Annotated in this window: 17 protein-coding genes; 6 read left to right on the plus strand and 11 right to left on the minus strand. The window is 70.4% G+C overall.

All coding sequences use genetic code 11. The annotated features are described in order from the left end of the window. Nucleotides 1-75 precede the first annotated feature (75 nt). Nucleotides 76-1,818 (plus strand): DUF4012 domain-containing protein, encoded by a 1,743-nt coding sequence (locus IFT72_RS02975; protein ID WP_192045521.1) that lies wholly within the window; start codon nt 76-78, stop codon nt 1,816-1,818. Nucleotides 1,819-1,876: 58 nt separating this feature from the next. Continuing rightward, nucleotides 1,877-2,410, plus strand: a complete 534-nt coding sequence (locus IFT72_RS02980; protein ID WP_192045522.1) for a hypothetical protein — start codon at nt 1,877-1,879, stop codon at nt 2,408-2,410. 443 nt (nt 2,411-2,853) lie between these two features. Here the strand turns inward: IFT72_RS02980 and IFT72_RS02985 are convergent, their stop codons facing one another. The 5 genes from IFT72_RS02985 to IFT72_RS03005 form a co-directional block, all read right to left on the minus strand. After that, nucleotides 2,854-4,059, minus strand: a complete 1,206-nt coding sequence (locus IFT72_RS02985) for an oligosaccharide flippase family protein (protein WP_192045523.1) — start codon at nt 4,057-4,059, stop codon at nt 2,854-2,856. A gap of 197 nt (nt 4,060-4,256) precedes the next feature. Continuing rightward, nucleotides 4,257-5,465, minus strand: a complete 1,209-nt coding sequence (locus tag IFT72_RS02990) for an acyltransferase (protein ID WP_256414082.1) — start codon at nt 5,463-5,465, stop codon at nt 4,257-4,259. 100 nt (nt 5,466-5,565) lie between these two features. Further along, nucleotides 5,566-6,207: a glycosyltransferase family 4 protein gene (locus IFT72_RS02995; RefSeq protein ID WP_192045525.1), complete on the minus strand. Its 642-nt coding sequence runs from the start codon at nt 6,205-6,207 to the stop codon at nt 5,566-5,568. A gap of 843 nt (nt 6,208-7,050) precedes the next feature. Then, nucleotides 7,051-7,941: a VanZ family protein gene (locus tag IFT72_RS03000; protein ID WP_192045526.1), complete on the minus strand. Its 891-nt coding sequence runs from the start codon at nt 7,939-7,941 to the stop codon at nt 7,051-7,053. Between the two features lie 72 nt (nt 7,942-8,013). After that, nucleotides 8,014-9,306, minus strand: coding sequence for a hypothetical protein (locus IFT72_RS03005; protein WP_192045527.1), 1,293 nt, complete (start codon nt 9,304-9,306; stop codon nt 8,014-8,016). A 148-nt stretch (nt 9,307-9,454) separates the two neighbouring features. Here IFT72_RS03005 and IFT72_RS03010 point away from each other — a divergent pair, with 148 nt between their 5' ends. Next, nucleotides 9,455-10,972, plus strand: a complete 1,518-nt coding sequence (locus tag IFT72_RS03010) for an MFS transporter (protein ID WP_192045528.1) — start codon at nt 9,455-9,457, stop codon at nt 10,970-10,972. Between the two features lie 84 nt (nt 10,973-11,056). Here the strand turns inward: IFT72_RS03010 and IFT72_RS03015 are convergent, their stop codons facing one another. The 4 genes from IFT72_RS03015 to aroA form a co-directional block, all read right to left on the minus strand. Further along, entirely contained in the window at nt 11,057-11,209 is a 153-nt protein-coding gene (locus IFT72_RS03015) for a hypothetical protein (protein WP_192045529.1), read from the minus strand. Nucleotides 11,210-11,527: 318 nt separating this feature from the next. Beyond that, nucleotides 11,528-12,352 carry an inositol monophosphatase gene (locus IFT72_RS03020; protein WP_371741150.1) on the minus strand — a complete coding sequence of 275 codons (825 nt, stop codon included), beginning with the start codon at nt 12,350-12,352 and terminating at the stop codon, nt 11,528-11,530. Nucleotides 12,353-12,597: 245 nt separating this feature from the next. Then, entirely contained in the window at nt 12,598-13,725 is a 1,128-nt protein-coding gene (gene rsgA / locus IFT72_RS03025; RefSeq protein WP_167258889.1) for a ribosome small subunit-dependent GTPase A, read from the minus strand. An 8-nt stretch (nt 13,726-13,733) separates the two neighbouring features. Continuing rightward, entirely contained in the window at nt 13,734-15,149 is a 1,416-nt protein-coding gene (aroA, locus tag IFT72_RS03030) for a 3-phosphoshikimate 1-carboxyvinyltransferase (RefSeq protein WP_192045530.1), read from the minus strand. Nucleotides 15,150-15,257: 108 nt separating this feature from the next. Between aroA and IFT72_RS03035 the strand changes: the two genes are divergently transcribed. The 3 genes from IFT72_RS03035 to IFT72_RS03045 all read left to right on the plus strand — a co-directional run bounded on the left by IFT72_RS03035 (nt 15,258) and on the right by IFT72_RS03045 (nt 16,789). Next, a complete protein-coding gene (locus tag IFT72_RS03035; RefSeq protein WP_197981063.1) occupies nt 15,258-16,016 on the plus strand; it encodes a sigma-70 family RNA polymerase sigma factor in 759 nt (252 codons plus the stop codon). After that, nucleotides 16,013-16,255 carry a zf-HC2 domain-containing protein gene (locus tag IFT72_RS03040; protein WP_056053738.1) on the plus strand — a complete coding sequence of 81 codons (243 nt, stop codon included), beginning with the start codon at nt 16,013-16,015 and terminating at the stop codon, nt 16,253-16,255. Before IFT72_RS03035 ends, IFT72_RS03040 begins: the two co-directional genes overlap by 4 nt. A 93-nt stretch (nt 16,256-16,348) precedes the next feature. After that, nucleotides 16,349-16,789: a GNAT family N-acetyltransferase gene (locus IFT72_RS03045; protein WP_167258892.1), complete on the plus strand. Its 441-nt coding sequence runs from the start codon at nt 16,349-16,351 to the stop codon at nt 16,787-16,789. Nucleotides 16,790-16,875: 86 nt separating this feature from the next. Here IFT72_RS03045 and IFT72_RS16580 read toward each other — a convergent pair whose 3' ends face one another. Both IFT72_RS16580 and IFT72_RS03055 read right to left on the minus strand, forming a co-directional pair. After that, the gene (locus tag IFT72_RS16580) at nt 16,876-18,264 is read right to left on the minus strand and encodes a LamG-like jellyroll fold domain-containing protein (protein WP_192045531.1); all 1,389 of its coding nucleotides are present in this window, start codon (nt 18,262-18,264) and stop codon (nt 16,876-16,878) included. Nucleotides 18,265-18,367: 103 nt separating this feature from the next. Beyond that, a complete protein-coding gene (locus tag IFT72_RS03055; RefSeq protein WP_192045532.1) occupies nt 18,368-18,946 on the minus strand; it encodes a hypothetical protein in 579 nt (192 codons plus the stop codon). Nucleotides 18,947-19,019 lie beyond the last annotated feature (73 nt).

Below are 19,019 nucleotides of genomic sequence, written 5' to 3' on the forward strand. Positions count from 1 at the left end.
TGATTGAATGAGCGCATGTCAGCCAGTCACGCCGGGCGTCCGCGCTATCGCTCGACCCGGCGGACGCTCCGCGTGGTGCTCTTGGTCGTCGGAGTGCTCGTGGTCTTGACGGTGGCATGGGTAGGGATAAGGGGCTACCTCGCGTCACGGCACCTCCAGGCCGCCGCCGGGCTCGCTCAGGACGTGCAGGCCCAGGTCCTGGACAACGACGGTGCGGCAGCTCTCGCCACAGCCGCTCAGCTGGGGGACGAGGTCCACGCCGCTCGAGACCTCACTGGTGACCCGGTGTGGCGGCTCATCGAGGGCATCCCCGTCGTGGGTGACGACATGAGCGCCGTTCGGCAGGTCTCGGAGATCCTCTCCGCCGTTGCTGATGATGCCATCACGCCCGTTGCCGGGATCGCCAACAGCGTAAGCATCGATTCGTTCAAGCCGGTCGACGGTGCCATCGACCTTGCTCCTCTCATCGAGGCCCGGCCGGCGGTGACACGCGCCGACGCCACCCTCGACTCGCAGCTCTCGATCGCGGAGGGCATCGACACGACTCATGCTGTGGGTCAGGTCCGGGAGGCCGTCGGCCAAGTCGTGGACGTCCTACGTCGGGCCAGCGGTCAGGTGGACGTCGTCGCCCGCGCCGTCGACCTCGCTCCAGCGATGATGGGGGCCGACGGGCCACGGGACTACCTCGTCCTGTTCCAGAACAACGCCGAACTGCGAGCGACAGGGGGCATCCCGGGGGCGGTCGCCCTCCTGCACGTCGAAGGTGGAAAGCTCAGCCTGGTGCAGCAGGCATCATCGAGCGACTTCCCACGGGCAGACTCGCCCGTGCTGCCCCTTCCAGCAGAGACCCGGGGCCTCTACGGCGACATCACTGGTCAGTACATCCAGGACGTTAACCTCACTCCGCAGTTCCCTCTCAGTGCACAGTTGGCGAGCGAGATGTGGAGACGCGAGTTCGGCACCACCGTCGACGGTGTGCTGTCGATGGATCCCGTTGCGCTCAGTTACCTGATGACGGCGACTGGCCCGATCACCCTTCCTACTGGTGACGTCCTCACCTCGGACAACGTCGTGTCCTTGCTCTTGAGCGAGGCGTATTCCCGCTACGACGATCCGGTGCAGCAGGACCTGTTCTTCGCGGGGACCGCGTCGGGGGTCTTCTCAGCGGTAGCGTCGGGTGCCCTGGAACCTCAGGCGTTGGTCGCGGCATTGGCTCGAGCCGGTGACGAGCGACGCATCTATCTATGGAGTGCAGACCCTGGCGAGCAGGCCCGCCTCGCCGAGACGAGCCTCGCTGGAGAACTGCCGGCGAGCACCCCCACTCGTCCGGGCTTCGGTGTCTATTTGAACGACGGCACCGGTGCCAAGATGGACTACTACCTGGGAGCCGAGTTCGGGGTCGGGAATTCTGTGTGCCGACAGGACCGCCGATCGACCTACGTCGTTGAGGTCACGCTGCGGAACGATGCACCGGCCGACGCTGCGTCGTCGCTGCCGCCCTACGTCACCGGTGGCGGGAACTTCGGTGTGGAGGCCGGCCTGATCAGCACCAACGTCGCCGTCTATGCCCCCAGTGAGGGGGTGTTCATGCAGGCCACGGTCGACGGCCAACCGGCCGCACCCCAGACGGCCATGGACTCGGGGCGCTCGGTCGTGCAGCTGCAGACCACGCTCTCACCAGGGCAAAGTACGACGATCAAGATGTCGTTCCTCGGCGGGGAATCCACGACTGGCGCCGCGCGCCTGGAGACGACCCCGATTGTTAACCTTCCGGAAACACAGCACGTAAGCGTTGCCTGTGAATCTCCGCTAACCTGAGCCTGCGTCTCATTCCGCAGGGGAAGTCACTGGGGCGCCTATCCACTTAGGGGAACCCATGAAGAAGATCATCGCCGCAGCTCTGCTCGTGGTCGCGGGCGTTTTCGCTGGTCCGGCTGCTGCCCAGGCTTACGTCCCGTCCACCAGCGTCACGGTGCAGGGCAACGTCGCCGCCGGCGGCACCATCAACGTCACCATCGTCAACGGTTCGTTCATCGCTGGCGAGAACGTCAGCTTCGCCGTCACCGGTGAGGGTCGCGTCACGCTGGCCGCCGTCGAGACCACCACTCTCGTCAAGACCGCCGACGCCAACGGCTCGGCTCGCGTCGCCGTCACGCTCCCGACCACGGCTCGTGGCTCCTACGCGCTGACCGCGACCGGCCTCACCTCGGGCAACGTGGCCACCGCCGCCCTGACCGTGGTCGCCGCTGATGGCACCCCCGCCGCTGGCTCGAACAACGCCGGTGGCCTCGCCTTCACGGGTTCGACCGTCCCGACGCTCGTCATCTGGGCTGCCGCCGGCGCCCTGATGCTCGGCATCGCGCTGATGGTCGTCGTCACGCTGCAGCGCCGCGCGCGCAACAACGCGTAACAACAGATCCTCCTGAAGGCCCCGAGCTCCGGCTCGGGGCCTTCTTGCGTGCGCAGATGACTGCAGCCGTTGATATTCAGATCGGCCGAGATATCGGGCCGGTCGCCCCGGCCTGAATGCTGGAGCGCCCACAGTCCGAATTGGAGCCTCAGGCCGCCCATCCGGAGCCAGTGCCGAGTCTGCGTGCCAGACGAGCTGCACGCTGTCTCGAAGGACCAAGGACCAAGGACCAAGGACCAAGGACCAAGGACCAAGGACCAAGGACCGAGGGAAGGACGAATGACGAATGACCAAGGGTCGGGTCGAGGGCTCGACGGGCTCGGGTCTGGTGATGGAGGCGAAAGCACCCCGGTTCCGCTCGAGACACGGGAACCCGTGTCAGGGCGCCACCTGGCGAGGAGGACCAGCCCCGGTCATGGAGGCTCGACGAGCCTGGTGATGCTTCAGGCTTTCTGCCTGCTCAGCACGGACCAGGCGGAGAGGCGTGCGACGGAGAAGACGAACATCGCCGCCGCCATTGTGAGTCCGCTGAGCGCGTTGCCGACGGCAAGCGTCGTCACTAGCCCAGCGAGGACGACGATCCCGACGACTGAGGCGACGACGAGGTGGCCAGCTGCCTCACGAGCCGAGTCGGCCAGTACTCTCAGGGACCACTGGTCCGCGATGACCTGGGTGGCGACGAGGACGATGACGACAGGGGTCAACCCGTCGAAGGTCGGCCCGAACAAGGCTCGTCCGAAGAAGAAGACGACCACGACGATGGCAGAACCGGAAAGCAACGAGCAAGTGATGCCGATGAGCGTTCGACGCCTCATGAAGACCTTGCTGTCGTCTGCGCTGAGACCTGCGAACTTCGAGTAGGCAAGGGAGTTCAGGGCTGCGGTCAGGCCAGCGGATGCGGTAGCGCATGTCACCGCCAGGGAGTAGACGCCCAGGACGGAGGCCTGAGTGAGAGCGGACAGCGCAACCTGGTCGCCCCGGCCCCCTACTGCGTCCAGAGCGCTCGTGGCCCAGTACTTGAGGCTGAAGTTCCACGGGACAGGAGCGGGAGCGCTACCTCGGATCAGTATCACTGCGAACAGACAGCCGAGGACGGTTGAGAGCACCTGCCCGCCGAGCATGATGACGTATGCCGATCTCAGGGTGAGAGCTCCGAGAAAGTACGTGACGATGATCGTGCTGGCTGGCAGGACGAGGACCGCTGCCCTTGTGAGGTTGTAACGGACGATCTTGTTCTTGAGCAACAGCAGCTCGACGCCCACCTGCCCGAAACCAGACCCCACCAGGACGACGGCGCTGACTCGAATACCGAGAGCTACCCTGTCGTCTCCGTTAGCGACCAGGTCGGCCGTCCCGACAGCGAGGGCTGCGCTCAGGACGCCGAGGGCAAAGGTGGCCACGACGCCGGCACCAGATATCTGGTCCCGCTTCACGCTCTGGAGGGCCAGTCCGCGCGGCAGGCCAAGGAAGCTCACCCATGAGAGAAGCTGCAACGTCACGAAAGCGGCAGCGAGCACTCCTCGACCGTCAGCGCCCACAGTTCGTGCCAGGAGCGGTGCGGAGACGAGGCTGAGCGCGGTGCCGCCATATGTGATGCCTGCAGTCTGGACCAATGCACGAAGGTCTCTGCCACGGAGGAACTCAAGCACGCGATGCATCCTCGGGGGATTCGATTCTGGGCCCACGCGGCACCGGCATCCATTTCTGAACGTCGTGCGCGGGATGTCGGGCGGGGACGAAGGGCGGCGGCGTCCGCGAACATCCATCTCATCCGCCACGATGGTTACGGGTCTGGGCCATGAACGACTACCGAGGGCAACTCTAGACGAGGTGTCTTCTCAGCTTGTCACCCTGCGTGAGGTGTGCCTTTTTGTGCGGGTTGGGTCACTCGACTGGCGGGGCCAGAGGCGATGAGAAAATCATGCACTCTTCGGGACAGCTTGTGGGACGGCCCCTCTACTGCCTTGAAAAACGCGTAGGCAACAGCCAGCGACACCGGTACTGCGAGCATCAATGTCCATGCCTTGCTGCCCGCGGGGAGCAGCTCTGAGATGGCTACCACGATGGGCTCATGCACCAGGTAAAGGCTGAAGGAGATCCCCCCGAGGAATAAGACGAGACGGCTCTCGAGCGCTCTCTTTAACGTCGGCATGACAATCGCCAGGGCGACGAGCAGCCCAGCTCCGACTACTTCCAGGACAGCGGCGAGACGAAATATGCCTCGACCTGAGATCAAGGACAAAGTCCAATACGAGGTCGTGAGGAACACTGCGCCCACGAACAAGCCAGCCCACGTTAAGGCCGGTCTCTTCAAAAGGTCGATCAGTGCGCCGAGGCGTCTCAGCCGCTCCAGGTGGGGGGCCATGATGGCCCCTACGAAGAACAATGGCAGGAACTGCAGGGCAGTTACGTTCAGCGCAGTGCCTGCAGCGACCGCGAGAAGCGACGCTGCAACAACTACATGCCACAGATGCTGAAATTTGACGGCCACAAGCACGACGAGGGGGAGAAGGACCGAGAAGATCACTTCCCAGCGAAGCGACCAGAGGGCGCTGTTGATCCCGGACGTACCCGTCACTAGAACGGCGTCGCGCAGGACGCTGGGCCCGGTGACAATTTCGTCGTGACCCCTGACCCACGAGGAGTCTCCCACGCCGAATTCTCTAGGCACGAAGGTCATCAGTAGTACTGCGACTCCGATGGAAGCCCAAACCGGCAAGTAGAGGCGCAGTAGACGGCTCGGGTAGTAAGCAACCCAGGAAAAGGCTGGGCTTTTCATGACCGACGCTGTCAGTACGAGGCCGCTGAGGATGAAGAAGACGTAAACGGCCTCTCGTCCAGCCCAGACGACATGGAGCGGAGAGTAGGTGAGCCAAGCTATGGATGGAGCTGCCCGTATCCCGTCATACGGAGCTGCGAACGCGGGAATGACGAGCAATGAGTGGTGAATGACGACGACCATGGCGGCAAGTCCACGAAGTCCATCGAGCGACCGATCGCGACGGGGCAAACGCGCCGCGTTCGCTTGATCAACCGGGCGGCTTACGCTCTGCATGTTCGCAAGGTTAGCTCACGTCCTACTCGACGCTGCGCTCCGCAAGTTCGCTGCCCTAGTCCCAACGGGCTAGCCGTCAGCTGAGTTCTCTCAGGCCTTGTCAGCGTCCGTTGGAGGTCATGACCTGGACGAGCTCAGCGTCGAGAAGGCTGACGCAGGTCGTGTCGGAGAAGCTCGCTGCGGCTCGTGCCCCTGCTGTCCCTAAGAGCTTCCGCGTGGCCGGTTGCTTCAAGAGCAGAGAGATAGACGCCGCGAGACTCCGGGGGTCACCAGGTTCATGCAACAACCCTGTTTCCCCGTCCCGAATGAGTTCGTTGGGTCCGCCTCCTCGACTGGCCAAGACAGGCAGCCCGTGGCTGAGGCCCTGGACGATCACCTGACCGAACGGTTCTGGACGTATAGATGCGTGCACGAGGACGTCGTGTTGAGTTAAGAGGGTATCGACGTCGAGCTGGTGCGGGAGGAAGACCACCACGAATGGGAGCGCGGCAGCCGCTGATCGGAGGCGCTCGACGTACGCCTCGCTACCCATCAGAGCGTCGCCAGCGATGGTTAGTTCGATACTGCTTGACGAGGTGTCGGCGGTGAGAAGGGAGAGGGCCTCGAGGATGACGTGGATGCCCTTCCACTCCACAACACGACTTAGGCTGAGCAACCGCAGCGGGATGTCCGGGAGATCGTCAGGGGCTTGGGTGACGACGTCGGCTGGTGTCCCCGACGGGGAAAAGACCGGTGCGCTCACCCGTTCACGAAAGCGGGAAGGGACCGACCGGCCAGTCCAGACGCTGTTGGGCAAGATCTTCGTGACCCGAGAGAACGCAAAGCGACTAGCCAGCCGTTTTCCCAAGGACAGGGAATCTGAAGAGACCCCGTCGCGCAGGAGCTGGACGTGTACTTGGTGTCGCGACTGTAGCGCCGCGACAAGTACGGCGGCCCGCAGCGTATTCGACGCTATGACGTCCCCAGGATGTTCGCGAAGCAGACGCCTCAGGAAGAACATCTGAGCCAGCGGGCCTTGTTGTTTCTTTGGAGCGACAACGACCACGCCATCGTCGAAGGGCAGAGCGTTAGTCAGCGGTTCGAGGAATGCGAACTGCCACGAAAGCCGACTATGACGTGCAATGCGGGGAAGTGCGAGCTCTGCTCCACCCGGCTGGCTCGTGTGGTCGATAAGAATCACACTGGTGGGCTCATGCGGCTCTGCACGGCGTGGCGTGGAAACGACGGTTCTTCTCCTTCTCCATCTCTTCAGCGTGTATGCGATGGTACGCGCTGGACATCAAACGAATCGACCTTGACGAGAACGAGGAACATGGAGGTCTGAGCCGACGGTGACCAACATCGTGTGCTCAGGGCCGCGCCCCACTTGAGGTTGGCGAGGGGGTCCAGCCCGACCAAGCTGACAGAACGCATCTGTGTCGCTGCCAAGACTGTCAGCTCTCATCCCCTTTGGTTGACAACGGGCCAGGCCTCGCGTTCTCGGGATCGCATGTCGGGTCCTGGTAACGCTGCGGGCGCGATGACTTGAAAGGAATGATCGTGGGATCGGCTAGCGTCGGCTCAGTACGAGTGATCGCGAACGCGGCTATGGCTGTCCGTGCCGAGCAACGACGTGTCCGAGCATGGTCACTCCCAGCAGGGCCCCGAGCAGCGCCCCCGTCGTGTTCGCGAGCAGGTCGTCCAGCGAGGCGAAGCGGTCCGGGAGGAAGAGCAGCTGGCCGAGCTCGACGCTGCCGCTGATCACGAACCCGGCCACGGCGCCCCACCACCAGCGGCGCAGGCCGACGAGCAGCACCACGATCAGCCCGACCGGCACGAAGAAGACGATGTTGGCCGTGAACTCGACGGCGCTGTAGCTCATCCACGCGGGGAAGCCGATGGTGTGCAGCCGGTCGAGCACCCGGATCAGCAGGGGAGTCACCCCGCTGTCGACCGGCCTCGACGTGAAGGCCACGAGCGCCACGAACGCGCCGTAGCCGAGCGCGGACCGGACCGCGAGGCGCCGCGTCGCAGGGCCGGGTGTTCCGGCGGGGTGAGCGCCCAGCAGGGGGCGGAGCGCCGCACTGATCAGGGCACCGAGCGCGAGCCCGACCGCGACGGCCACCGTCAGGGAGGTGAGGCGGGCGCGGACCGGCACCGCGCCTCCCGCAGTCGCCGCCGTCAGCACCACGACCGCCACGACCCCCAGCACGGCGGCGGTGCACAGCAGCGCCCGTCGGCGACGGAAGCCCGTGGCGACGTCGGCCAGGGGGAGGAGCGGTGCGAGCGCCAGCGCGATCGCGGCCACCTGCGTGTAGCCGTCCGACATGGTGAGCAGGCCGATCGGCCGCGTCAGGGCGAGCACGTCGGCCCAGGTCGACCGCGCCACCTCGGCGACGGCCGGGACGAGCGCGACGGACGATCCGACGAGGGCGAGCACGACGAGCCAGGCCGCGAGCAGACGGGCGGCGGTCGTCCGCAGCCGTCGCGTCGTCATCCGGCCCACGGTAGCGGTGTCCGCCTGCGACCGCGCCGGGGGATCCCGCAGGTCAGCTCCGGGCGTCGACGCTCAGTCGTGCGCCTCGACGTACGAGCACGGGAGGGTGATCGTCCACGGCCCTCCGGGCGCGATCGGCGCGACGGCCTCGGCCTGGCCGGTCTCGCACTGCTCGACCACCGCGTCGGCACCGCCGGCCCACTCGGGGCCCGCCGCGCGGGCACCGTCGACCGACCCCGTCTGCACGACCTGCACGAGGGTCACGACGGCGAGCAGGAGGCCCAGCACGACCGCGGCGAAGCGCCGTCGGCGACCCAGCGCGACGCCCAGCGCCAAGGGCAGGAGCGCCACGAGGAGCATGCCGGGCACGACGCCGTAGCGGCTGAACGAGAAGGCCTCCCACTCGGCGGGCCCCCACGTCGAGTAGAAGGCCCGGTGGTAGCCGTTGGCGAGGTACGCGCCCGCGTAGGCGCCCATCGAGCCCCCGAGGAGGGTGAGGGCGGCCACCCGCTGGAGTGCCGTGCCCCGGAGGAGCACCCACGCTCCGGCCGCGACGAAGGGCAGCGCGGCGAGGGCGAGCAGCCACAGGCGGCCGTCCGCGATCTCGCCGACGGAGGAGGCGTCGGCCCAGAGGGCACCGCCCGGTACGTTGACGAGGTACCCCGTGACGAGGTCCGCCAGGCTGCCCGGCGCGCCGGCAATCTCCTCGCGGGGCGACGACACGGCGGCGACGGCCTGGGCGACGAGCCCTGCCAGCAGCGCGCCCCTGGCCGGCCAGCGGCGTGCGTCTCGCCACCCCCAGAGCAGCAGCGGGACGAACAGGACGGCCTGGATCTCCGTCGCCCCGACGACGAACAGGCCGAGGGTCGCGAGCACGACGCCGACACGGGTCCGCGGGCGGTGCAGCAGCACCCACGGCGTGACCCAGAGCAGGAACCAGTGCAGGTTCGCGACGTTGCCGAGCACCTCGACCGACACGACCGGGAGCAGCACGGGCGTCAGTGCCAGGGCTCCCCGGGCGCTGGGGCTCGTCACGAGGTCGGCCGTGCAGGCCCAGACGACGACGGCCACCACGCCGACCGTCAGGCAGCTCGCGGCCGTCATCGCCAGCGCCCACTGCTCGACGTCGACCGAGGCCGTCACGGCGTCGGCGATGACGCGGGGCAGCAGGTGGAGATAGCCCGCGTAGGGCGTCGCCCAGAGGGAGCCAGCGGAGGCGGCGGCGCTGTCCGCGAGGAAGTCGCGGCCGTCCTCGGCCCAGAGCGTGTCGCGGGCGGCCTCGGGGACTCGCAGCCAGGCCCACAGGACCGTGACGACGAAGAGCACGACGGGGTTCGCCCCGCGCACCGGGGCCCCGGTGAACATCGCGCGGTACGAGCTCTGCCCCCGCGAGGTCGGGGTCGTGGTCGACGTGCTGATGGCGGAGCCGTTCTCTCGAGGCGGTCGGGCGACGACCGAGCTTATCGAGGCGGCGGGGCGGCGGCGACCGACAGGTGTAAGACAGGAGCATCCCATGACGAAGACATCCGACTCCTCCTCTGCCCGCGACTCCGACGGAGCGCCCGCGGCCCCCGGCCAACGCGGGCAGATCACCGACCGCCAGAAGTGGCAGGCGTTCGGCGTCTGCGTCGGCGTCGCCGCCCTCACCATCCTCGACCTGTCGAAGGTCAACGTCGGCCTGCCGAGCATCGAGGCCTCGCTCGGCGCCGGGCCGACCGCCCTGCAGCTGATCGTCGCTGGCTACGCCCTCGCCTTCGGCCTCTCCCTCGTGCCCTCCGGCCGCCTCGGCGACCTCAAGTCGCGCCGCCTCATGTTCGTCATCGGGCTGAGCGCGTTCACGATCGCGAGCATCCTCTGCGCCCTCGCCCCGAGCATCGAGCTGCTCGTCGTCGCCCGCATCCTCCAGGGGGTCGCGGCCGGCATCCAGATGCCCCAGGTGCTGGGGCTCGTGCAGCAGCTCTTCCAGGGCAAGGAGCGCGGTCGCGCCTTCGGGCTCTTCGGCGCCGTCATCGGCATCTCGACCGCCTTCGGCCCGACCCTCGGCGGCCTCCTCATCGCGATCGGCGGCGACCAGGACGGCTGGCGCCTGCTGTTCTGGATGAACGTGCCCCTCGGCATCGTCGCGATCGTCTTCGCCCTCAAGCTGCTGCCGCGGGCGACGACCGCCCCGAGCGGCCACAACGAGCTCGACCTCGTCGGCATCGTGCTGCTCGGCCTCACCATCCTCACGTTGATGCTGCCGTTCGTGCTGACCACCGGCCAGGGCGACGAGCCCCTCCGCTGGCTCTTCCTCATCGGGTTCGTCGGGTTCGGCGCCGCCTTCGTCGCGTGGGAGCAGCGTTACAAGGCCCGCGGCAAGTCGCCCGTCGTCCACTTCTCGCTGTTCTCGCTCGCGTCGTACCGCAACGGCACCCTCATCGCCACCGTCTACTTCTGCGCTCTGCCCGCCACGTTCCTGCTCACCACGCTCTACCTGCAGCAGGGCCTCGGCCTCGAGCCCGTCTACGCCGGCATGGTGACGATCCCGTTCGCGCTCACCTCCGCGGTCGCGGCGTTCTACGGCGGCCGCATCGTCGACAAGTACGGCCGCAGCCTCGTGGTGCTCGGCCTCGCCCTCGTCGCCGGCGGCTTCGTGCTGCTGCTGCTCGCCGCGGTGCTGACCCCGCAGGAGATCACGCCCTACGCGATGGGCGTCGGCATGCTCGTCGCCGGAGCGGGCGGCGGCTTCGTCATCTCGCCGAACCAGACCCTCACCCTGGCGGAGGTGCCGGTCGAGATGGGCGGCGTCGCCGGTTCGATGGGCCAGGTCGGCCAGCGCGCCGGCACCGCCATCGGCACGGCGGCCGCGGTCTCGACCTTCTACTCGGTCATCGCCGGTGCCGGGTCCGACGCGTCGCTCGACGTCTACCACGCGGCCTACCGCAGCGGCTTCTTCGTCACCATCGCCCTCGTGGCGGTCGCGCTCGTGCTGGCGCTGCTCGACTTGCGGGCCCGCAAGCAGGGGCGCGTGGGGGAGGCGGCCAGCGCCTGATGAGGTCCGCCCCGCCGGGCGGGGTCGTCGCGCCCGGAGCGGCTCCCCGACGACGTGCGTCGCGGGGCCCCGCCGGTCGGCGAGTCAGGCGGTCGCGGGCGAGGACGCCAGCGCGGCGACGAGCCACGCCGTGATGTCGACGTCGTGCGTCGCGGGGAGGTCGACGGCGGCCGGGTCGACGGCGCTGACGGTGCTGCTCGAGGGGGAGACGACGGAGGCGGCGGTGACGACGGGCATGAGGGGCTCCTTCACGAGGCGGTGACGTCGCCGTGGGCGGCGCCCCCGGCGTTGACGGAGCCCCCGCAGCCCGCCCTCAGGGCAGGCGAGCCGCGGGGCCCCTGGTGCGCCGGCCCGTCCGTGGACAGGACCCCTCCGGGGTGCGGCGTCGACCTGCGGCCAGTCAAGCGGTCGCCGCGACGCACGGCATCACCCCGGGGGATGGGACTGCCCGGGCGCGAGCTAGTCCGGAGGGATGAGGCGGGTCGCCGGGTGGCGCCCTGCGGCCCGCGCCTCCGGTTCACGACTGCTCGGCTCGGACGGGCTCTTGCGTGCTGCTCAGCCCGCGACGACCCCGAGCACCCCGTCGTGCAGCAGCCCGTTGGTCGCGAGGGCGCTGCCGTGCCACGGGCCAGGCCGGCCGTCGGCGCTCGAGAACCGGCCCCCCGCCTCCTCGACGATCGGGATGACCGCCGCCATGTCGTACGGCTCGAGCCCGAACTCGCCCGCCACGTCGACGCTGCCCTCGGCGACGAGCATGTACGACCAGAACTCGCCGTAGGCCCGCGTGCGCCAGACCCGGCCGGTGAGGTCGAGCAGCTGGTCGAGCCGACCGGCGTCGCGCCAGTACTCGAGGCCGTTGTAGCTCAGCGACGCGTCGGCGAGGTCGCTCACCCCCGACACGCGCAGGGGAGCGGTGCCGTGCTCGGACGAGAACGCCCCGCCGCCCCGCGTCGCCCACCAGCGCCGCCCGAGGATCGGCGCGCTCACGACCCCGAGCACCGGCACCCCGTCGACGACGAGCGAGATCAGGGTCGCCCACACCGGCACCCCGCGCAGGAAGTTCGCCGTGCCGTCGATCGGGTCGACGATCCACTGGCGGTGCGAGGCGCCGTCGTCGCCGTACTCCTCGCCGAAGAAGGTGTCGCCGGGGCGCTCGGCCTCGATGCCGGCCCGGATCGCCCGCTCGACGGCCTGGTCGGCGTCGGTCACGGGCGTGCGGTCGGGCTTCAGCGACACGTGCAGGTCCGCCGAGCGGTAGCGCTCGGTGCTGATCGCGTCGGCCGCGTCGGCCAGCTGCAGCGCCAGCCGCAGGTCGTCGGCCCACTCGGCCGAGCCTCTCGGGTCGGCAGCGGACGAGGAGTCGCGGGTCGGGTCGGTCACCTCGCCAGCGTACCGAGCGCGGCCGGCCGGCACCGCGCCTCCGGCTGACCCGTCCTGCCCGACCCGCACCGCGCCTCCTCAGGCCACCTTCTTGCGGCAAATGCCGACTGAACGAGACCGGTGAGCCGCAGAACAAGTGCTTTTCCGGGTCTCAGATCATCCCCGGTCGGCATTTGCAGCCAGCAGCCCCCGGACGGGCCGGTGCGCACGCACCCGGCGGACCGCCACCCCGAGACGCGTCGCGGCTACGGCTGCTCGTCGCCGCGGGCGTCGTCGTCGCGCGCGGCCTGGTCGCGGCCGCTGACCCCGCCCTTCGAGGCGAGCAGCGTCTGCAGCGACCGGAGCCGCTCGCGCCCGGTCTCGCCGAGCTCGCCGGCCTCGACGCGGTCGACGATCTCCCAGTCGTGGGCCTCGGCGAGGGGGATCCCGTCGGGCGCGGGCCCGTCGGCGGGCAGCGCGTGCGCCGCGAACGCCTTGAGGATGTTCTCGGGGTCGACGTGGCCGAGGCCGAAGGACCGCACGCCGGGGGTGTCGACGATCCAGCCGCCGCTCGGCACCTTGAACGACACGGTCGACGACGACGTGTGCCGCCCGCGGCCGGTCACGGCGTTCACCACGCCGACCTCGCGCTGCGAGCCGGTCAACGCGTTCACGAGCGTCGACTTGCCCACGCCCGAGTGCCCCACCGTCACCGTCACGTGGCCGTCGAGCAGCTCGCGCAGCTCGTCGAGCACGGGCGACGGCGAGCCGTCGGGCAGCGGGTCGAACGACGTGGAGGTGGTCGTCACGATCCGCAGGTCGAGGCACGCGAAGTGCGCGGCGAACGGCGCCGGGTCGGCGAGGTCGGTCTTCGTGATGCAGAGGATCGGCTCGACGCCCGCGTCGAACGCGGCCACCATGTAGCGGTCGACGAGGCGGGGGCGCGGCTCGGGGTCGGCCGCGGCCACGACGATCAGCATCTGGTCGGCGTTCGCCACGATCACGCGCTCGACGGCGTCGCTGTCGTCGGCGCTGCGCCGCAGCAGCGTCGTGCGCTCCTGCACCTTCACGATGCGGGCCAGCGAGCCCTCGGCACCGCTCGTGTCGCCGACGACGCCGACGCGGTCGCCCGTCACGACGCTCTTCTTGCCCAGCTCGCGGGCCCGAGCGGTCGTGATCTCGCGCTCGTCGGGGGTGCCGGCGTCCATCAGCACGCCGTAGCGGCCGCGGTCGACCGTCCAGACGACGCCCTCCTCGGCCTGGTCGTACGCCGGCCGCTGCTTCGTGCGCGGCCGGTTGGCCTTCGGGTTCGGGCGCACGCGCACCGAGCTCTCGTCGTACTCGCCGTAGGCCTCGTCGTCCGCGTCGCCCTCGACGTCGCTCCACCAGCTCATGCCGGCGCCTACAGGAAGCCGAGCAGGTCGATGTCGGCGGGCCGCTCGCTGACGCGGCGACCGAGCAGCTCGCTCCACAGCTCGGTGAACTGCGGCAGCGTCTTCGTCGTCACGCGCACGTCGTCGACCTCGACGCCGTCGACCGCGAGGCCGATGATCGCCGCGGCCGTCGCCATGCGGTGGTCCTCGAACGAGCGCCACTGGCCGGCGTGCAGGGGGGAGGGCTCGAGGTGCAGGCCGTCGTCGAGCTCGGTCACCCGGCCGCCGAGGGCGTTGATCTCGCTCGCGAGGGCCGCGAGGCGGTCGGTCTCGTGGCCGCGGAGGTGGCCGATGCCGGTGATCGTGCTCGGCCCGGAGGCCAGGGCCGCGAGGGCGACCAGCGCGGGGGCGAGCTCACCGCCGCGCGACAGGTCGACGTCGACGCCGGGCAGCGAGCCGCCGCCGATCAGTCCGTCGCCGCCGTCGACCGTGAGCACGTCGCCCTCGAGCGTGACGGTCGCGCCCCAGAGGGGCAGCAGCTCGATCAGGTCGGCGCCGACCTGCGTCGTCTCGGCGGGCCAGTGGGCGATCGAGACCGTGCCGCCCGCGACGAGCGCCGCGACCAGGAAGGGCGCCGCGTTCGACAGGTCGGGCTCGATGACGAGGTCGCGGCCGGCGATCGGGCCCGCGGGCACCTCCCAGACGCCGGCCGACGGCGAGGTCACCTCGACGCCGCGCTGCGCGAGGGCGTCGACCGTCATCTCGATGTGGGGCATGCTCGGCAGGCTCTCGCCGGTGTGGGTCAGGGTCAGGCCGCGCGAGAAGCGCGGGGCCGAGAGCAGCAGCCCCGACACGAACTGGCTGGAGGCGGACGCGTCGATCTGCACCGCGCCTCCCTCGACCTCGCCGGTGCCGTAGAAGCTGAAGGGCAGCGAGCCGCGGCCGTCGTCGGCCACCTCGACGCCGAGCGCCCGCAGCGAGGCGACCGTGGTCGCCATCGGGCGGCGGCGGGCCGACTCGTCGCCGTCGAACGTGACGGGGCCGAGGGCCAGCGCGGCGACCGGGGGCAGGAACCGCATGACGGTGCCGGCCAGGCCGCAGTCGACGGTGACCCCGCCCTGCAGCTCACCGGGGGTGATCTCGAGGTCTGGGCCGAACGGCTCGCCCGACTCGACGTCGTCGATCGTGGTGCCGAGCGACCGCAGGGCCTGGATCATCAGCGCGGTGTCGCGCGAGTGCAGCGGCGCCCGCAGGCGGGAGGGGCCGGAGGCGAGGGCCGACAGCACGAGCTCGCGGTTCGTCAGCGACTTCGACCCGGGCAGCGAGAGGGAGGCGCGGAGCGGCCCGGCCGCCCGCGGCGCGACCCAGCGCCCCGGGTCCGCCTCGGGCACGCGGCCGTCGTCGTAGGGGGAGAACTCGGGCGCGGAATACCTGTACACCTGCATCGGTTCACCAGGGTAATGCAGCGACGACCTGGAGGACGTGTGCCCACAGCACTTGCACCGATGACGCTTCCGGGGCGCATCACCGTGGCCGAACTAGAATCGGCCCTGATGATCACCCCCGAGGGCGACGAGCCCACCCCCGCGACCAGCGCGACCGCCGCTGCGCCCGTGCCCGAGCGCGCCGTCGTCGCCCCCGCGACCGACGGGGCCGCGGGCGAGGCCGGCGCCGACGAGGTCGGCCCCGCCGAGGCCGAGGCGACGCCTCCGGGCGAGGCCGAGCTCCGCTCCCTCTTCGAGGAGCAGGCGCTGCCGTTCATGGACCAGCTCTACGCCGCCGCGATGCGGATGACGCGCAACCCCGCCGACGCCTCCGACCTCGTGCAGGAGACGTTCGTCAAGGCGTTCGCCGCCTTCCGGCAGTTCCAGCAGGGCACCAACCTGAAGGCCTGGCTGTACCGCATCCAGACCAACACGTTCATCAACACGTACCGCAAGAAGCAGCGCGACCCCTACCAGGGCACCATCGACGAGCTCGAGGACTGGCAGATGGGCGGCGCCGAGTCGGCGACGCGCACCTCCGGCTCCACGCGCTCGGCCGAGGCCGAGGCGATCGACCACCTCCCCGACAGCGCCGTGAAGGACGCCCTGCAGAAGGTCCCCGAGGACTTCCGGATGGCCGTCTACTTCGCCGACGTCGAGGGCTTCTCCTACCAGGAGATCGCCGACATCATGAAGACCCCCGTGGGCACGGTCATGAGCCGCCTCCACCGTGGTCGCCGCCTCCTCCGAGGCCTCCTCGCCGACTACGCACGCGACCGCGGCATCGCGGTGCCGGCCGGCACGACGACGAAGGGCAGCAAGCGATGACCGACTGCGGGTGCGACAAGACCAAGGCCGAGCTCGAGGAGTACCTCCACGGAGAGCTGTGCCGCGAGGACGCGGCCGACATCCGCGAGCACATCGCGAACTGCGCCGACTGCGCGGGCGAGCGCAAGGTGGGCGAGGTGCTCACCGAGGCTGTGCAGCGCGCGTGCCGCGAGACGGCCCCCGAAGACCTGCGCTCGACGGTGCTCGCGCGGCTGCGGGCCCTCCAGGCCCAGCACTGACCGACCCCGGGGAGTCGCGGGTCGGCTCCCCGGAACCGCAGCCCCCCGGCGCACCGTCGTCACGCACCGCGGCACTGCGCTAGCGTCGGCGTCATGACCGCCACGGTGGAGGTGCTCGGCACCCCGACGCCCGACGACCTCGACGACCTCGTCTCGCTGATCAGCTCGCTGGGCTACGCCCTCGACGCCGACGTGCTGTCGGCCCGCCTGGCCCGTCTCACGGCGGAGGCCGGCCACGAGACCTGGGTCGTCCGTGACGCGGCCGGGCGCGTCTCGGCGGTGGCCGGCGCGCACGTCACGTGGGCGTACAACGCCGACGCCCCGACCGCCCAGCTGCTGCTGCTCGTCGTCGCCGACGCCGCCCGCGGCGACGGCCTCGGGTCGTACCTGCTCGGCCACTTCGAGGGGTGGGCCCGGGGGCACGGCGCCCGCACGCTCGACGCGGTGTCGGCCGCGGCCACGGACTCGGCGCACCGGTTCTACCGCAAGCGCGGGTACCACGAGGCGGGCGTGCGGTACTCGAAGCTCGTCTGAGGGCCCTCTCGCAGGGTCCTGGTCGAGGTGACGTCGCCCCGGCCTCGTGGCCCGGAGACGCCCGTCAGCTCCCGGGCGCCCCGGGCTCAGCGCCCGGCGGCGTGGTGCGCCGCCACCGCGGCCGCGTCGAGCGCGGTGTCGTACACCCGCACCGTGTCGACGTCGCCCCGGAGGGTGTAATCGGTCGGCTCACCGGCCCACGACGCGAGTGACTCGCGGCCGACCCGCCACGAGCCGTTGTACGCCTTGAGGGCGCGGGCGTCCGTCCGGCGGCCCTGCAGCTCGCCGTCGAGCCAGAGCTCCGTGCTGCCGGGCCGGAACGTGCCGACGGCGTGGTGCCATTCGCCGTCGGTCACCACGCTCCGCCCGCCGAGCGCGAAGCGGAAGTCGTTCGACCCCTGCACGCCGAAGTGCAGGGTGCCGTCGGCCCCGACGTAGAGGTGGCGGTCCTTGTAGGGCGACGCGGCGGAGGTGCTCGAGCTGTAGCCGACGATCCTCCCGCCGGCGCTCTCGGTGCGGAACCACGCCTCGACCGAGAACGTCGAGGGCGCGGGGCCGACCACGGTGCTCTGCACGCGGGCGTCCGGGGCGTCGAGGCTCATCGACGGGTCGCCGTCGCAGGGAGCGTCGTTCCGCACGGGGCCGGAGGCCGACCGGCCGAGGTGCCCGTGGCCGCTCTCGTCGCGGACGTCGCCGCCCCGTGGCTCCGAGAAGCCCCAGGCCAGCACCGGGTCGTCGACCAGCGGGCCGCCGAAGCACGGGAAGGTGTCGGTCGAGGCCGTGACCGCCGACCCGGTGGTCGCCGAGAAGGCGGCGTCGCTCGTCGTGCCGGCGGCGGCGACCGCCACGACCACCAGCGCGCCCGCGGCGAGGCGCACCGGGCCGGAGGCGCGGGTCGGCTCGCCGACGGAGGGCGCGTCGGTCTCCCACCGCGGAGCACCGCAACGGCGGCAGGGCAGCCCCTGCCGGACGTCGCGGTCGGCGCGGGCGAGCACCGAGATCACCGACGCCGCCGCGACGAGCAGCAGGATCGGCGCGACGGCGCCCTGTCGCAGCCACACGCCGGGCAGGCCCACGGCCGGCACGCGCAGCACGCCCGCGCCGTGGACGGCGGCCGGGGAGACCGGGCTGCTGTCGTCGGCGGCGTTGGCGTCGCCCCGGAGGCGCAGCCCCTCGTCGCCGGTGCGGACGAGCCGGTGCAGTCGCAGGCGGTCGGCGTGGTCGGGGTCGTCGACGAGGAGCACCTGGCCCGGCACCGCGTCGGCGCCGTCGATCGGCACGGCCGCGACGACGTCGCCGGTGCGGAGGCGCGGTGCCATCGAGTCGCTCGCGACCGTCGTCACCGCCCACCCGGCGGCGGCCGGGAGCACGCACCAGAGGGCGAGCAGGGCGACCGTCCAGAGCGCGGTGCGCGCCGCCGTGGCGACGGCGACCACGGGCAGGTCGCCCGGGCAGGAGCGGACGAGGTGGGGCACGGGGATCCCTCGGGTGGCGGTCGGGTGCGGAGCGGACGGACGGCGTTCGGGGGCGACGGGTGCGTGCCGGCGGGGCACGGGGCCGCCGCCGGCGCGCCGTCGGTCAGTCGTTCTGCGCCTCCCAGACGAACGTCGTCGCCGCCTCAGCCTCCTGCAGGGCGTTCGTCGCGTCGTCGGCGAGGTGGTACGTGACCCGCCACAGGGAGTCGGTCGTGCCGGCGGGCACGCTCCAGTCGCCCACGCCGTCGGCGAACGAGGTCGAGGTCGCCAGTTCGGCGAGGGTGCCGGCGAAGAGGATGTCGCCACCGGGGACGAACCGCTCGCAGGTCGCCTCGGGGGCCCCCCGCTCGACGACGACGGCCAGGGACGACCCGAGGGCGTCGAGATCGACCGTGTCGCTCGCGTAGAGCCGGACGGTGCTGGCGGCGCTCGTGTCGGCCGTGACCGTGAGGCAGTTCGAGCCGGTGTCGCCCGGCAGCAGGCCGGCGACCTCGAAGAGCGCCTGGCCCTCGTCGTCGTCGCTGATCGCGACCTTGCCGGTGGCCCAGCTGTTGCCGGCGTTCTCGGTGGTGTCGGAGAAGGCGGCGTACGAGCTGGTGCCGACGACGACGCCGCTGATGACGACGGCGAGGGGGAGGGCGGCGAACGCCGCGAGGCGGGTGGAGCGGGCGGAGAGGTGCATGGGAGTCCTTCGTCAGCGGCGGGGGCCGGTCGTGGTGAGAGGATGTCGCATCTGAGATGTTACGTGACATTCC

Source organism: Frigoribacterium sp. CFBP 8754, assembly GCF_014841815.1.
Classification (GTDB): Bacteria; Actinomycetota; Actinomycetes; order Actinomycetales; family Microbacteriaceae; genus Frigoribacterium; species Frigoribacterium endophyticum.

Coding starts and splice junctions, on each gene's coding strand:
- IFT72_RS02990 (WP_256414082.1), bottom strand. CDS start 5,465: ATGCAGAGCGTAAGCCGCCCGGTTGATCAAGCGAACGCGGCGCGTTTG.
- IFT72_RS03045 (WP_167258892.1), top strand. CDS start 16,349: ATGACCGCCACGGTGGAGGTGCTCGGCACCCCGACGCCCGACGACCTC.
- IFT72_RS03055 (WP_192045532.1), bottom strand. CDS start 18,946: ATGCACCTCTCCGCCCGCTCCACCCGCCTCGCGGCGTTCGCCGCCCTC.
- IFT72_RS03015 (WP_192045529.1), bottom strand. CDS start 11,209: ATGCCCGTCGTCACCGCCGCCTCCGTCGTCTCCCCCTCGAGCAGCACC.
- IFT72_RS03010 (WP_192045528.1), top strand. CDS start 9,455: ATGACGAAGACATCCGACTCCTCCTCTGCCCGCGACTCCGACGGAGCG.
- IFT72_RS03000 (WP_192045526.1), bottom strand. CDS start 7,941: ATGACGACGCGACGGCTGCGGACGACCGCCGCCCGTCTGCTCGCGGCC.
- IFT72_RS03040 (WP_056053738.1), top strand. CDS start 16,013: ATGACCGACTGCGGGTGCGACAAGACCAAGGCCGAGCTCGAGGAGTAC.
- IFT72_RS03035 (WP_197981063.1), top strand. CDS start 15,258: ATGATCACCCCCGAGGGCGACGAGCCCACCCCCGCGACCAGCGCGACC.
- rsgA (WP_167258889.1), bottom strand. CDS start 13,725: ATGAGCTGGTGGAGCGACGTCGAGGGCGACGCGGACGACGAGGCCTAC.
- IFT72_RS03005 (WP_192045527.1), bottom strand. CDS start 9,306: ATGTTCACCGGGGCCCCGGTGCGCGGGGCGAACCCCGTCGTGCTCTTC.
- IFT72_RS02980 (WP_192045522.1), top strand. CDS start 1,877: ATGAAGAAGATCATCGCCGCAGCTCTGCTCGTGGTCGCGGGCGTTTTC.
- aroA (WP_192045530.1), bottom strand. CDS start 15,149: ATGCAGGTGTACAGGTATTCCGCGCCCGAGTTCTCCCCCTACGACGAC.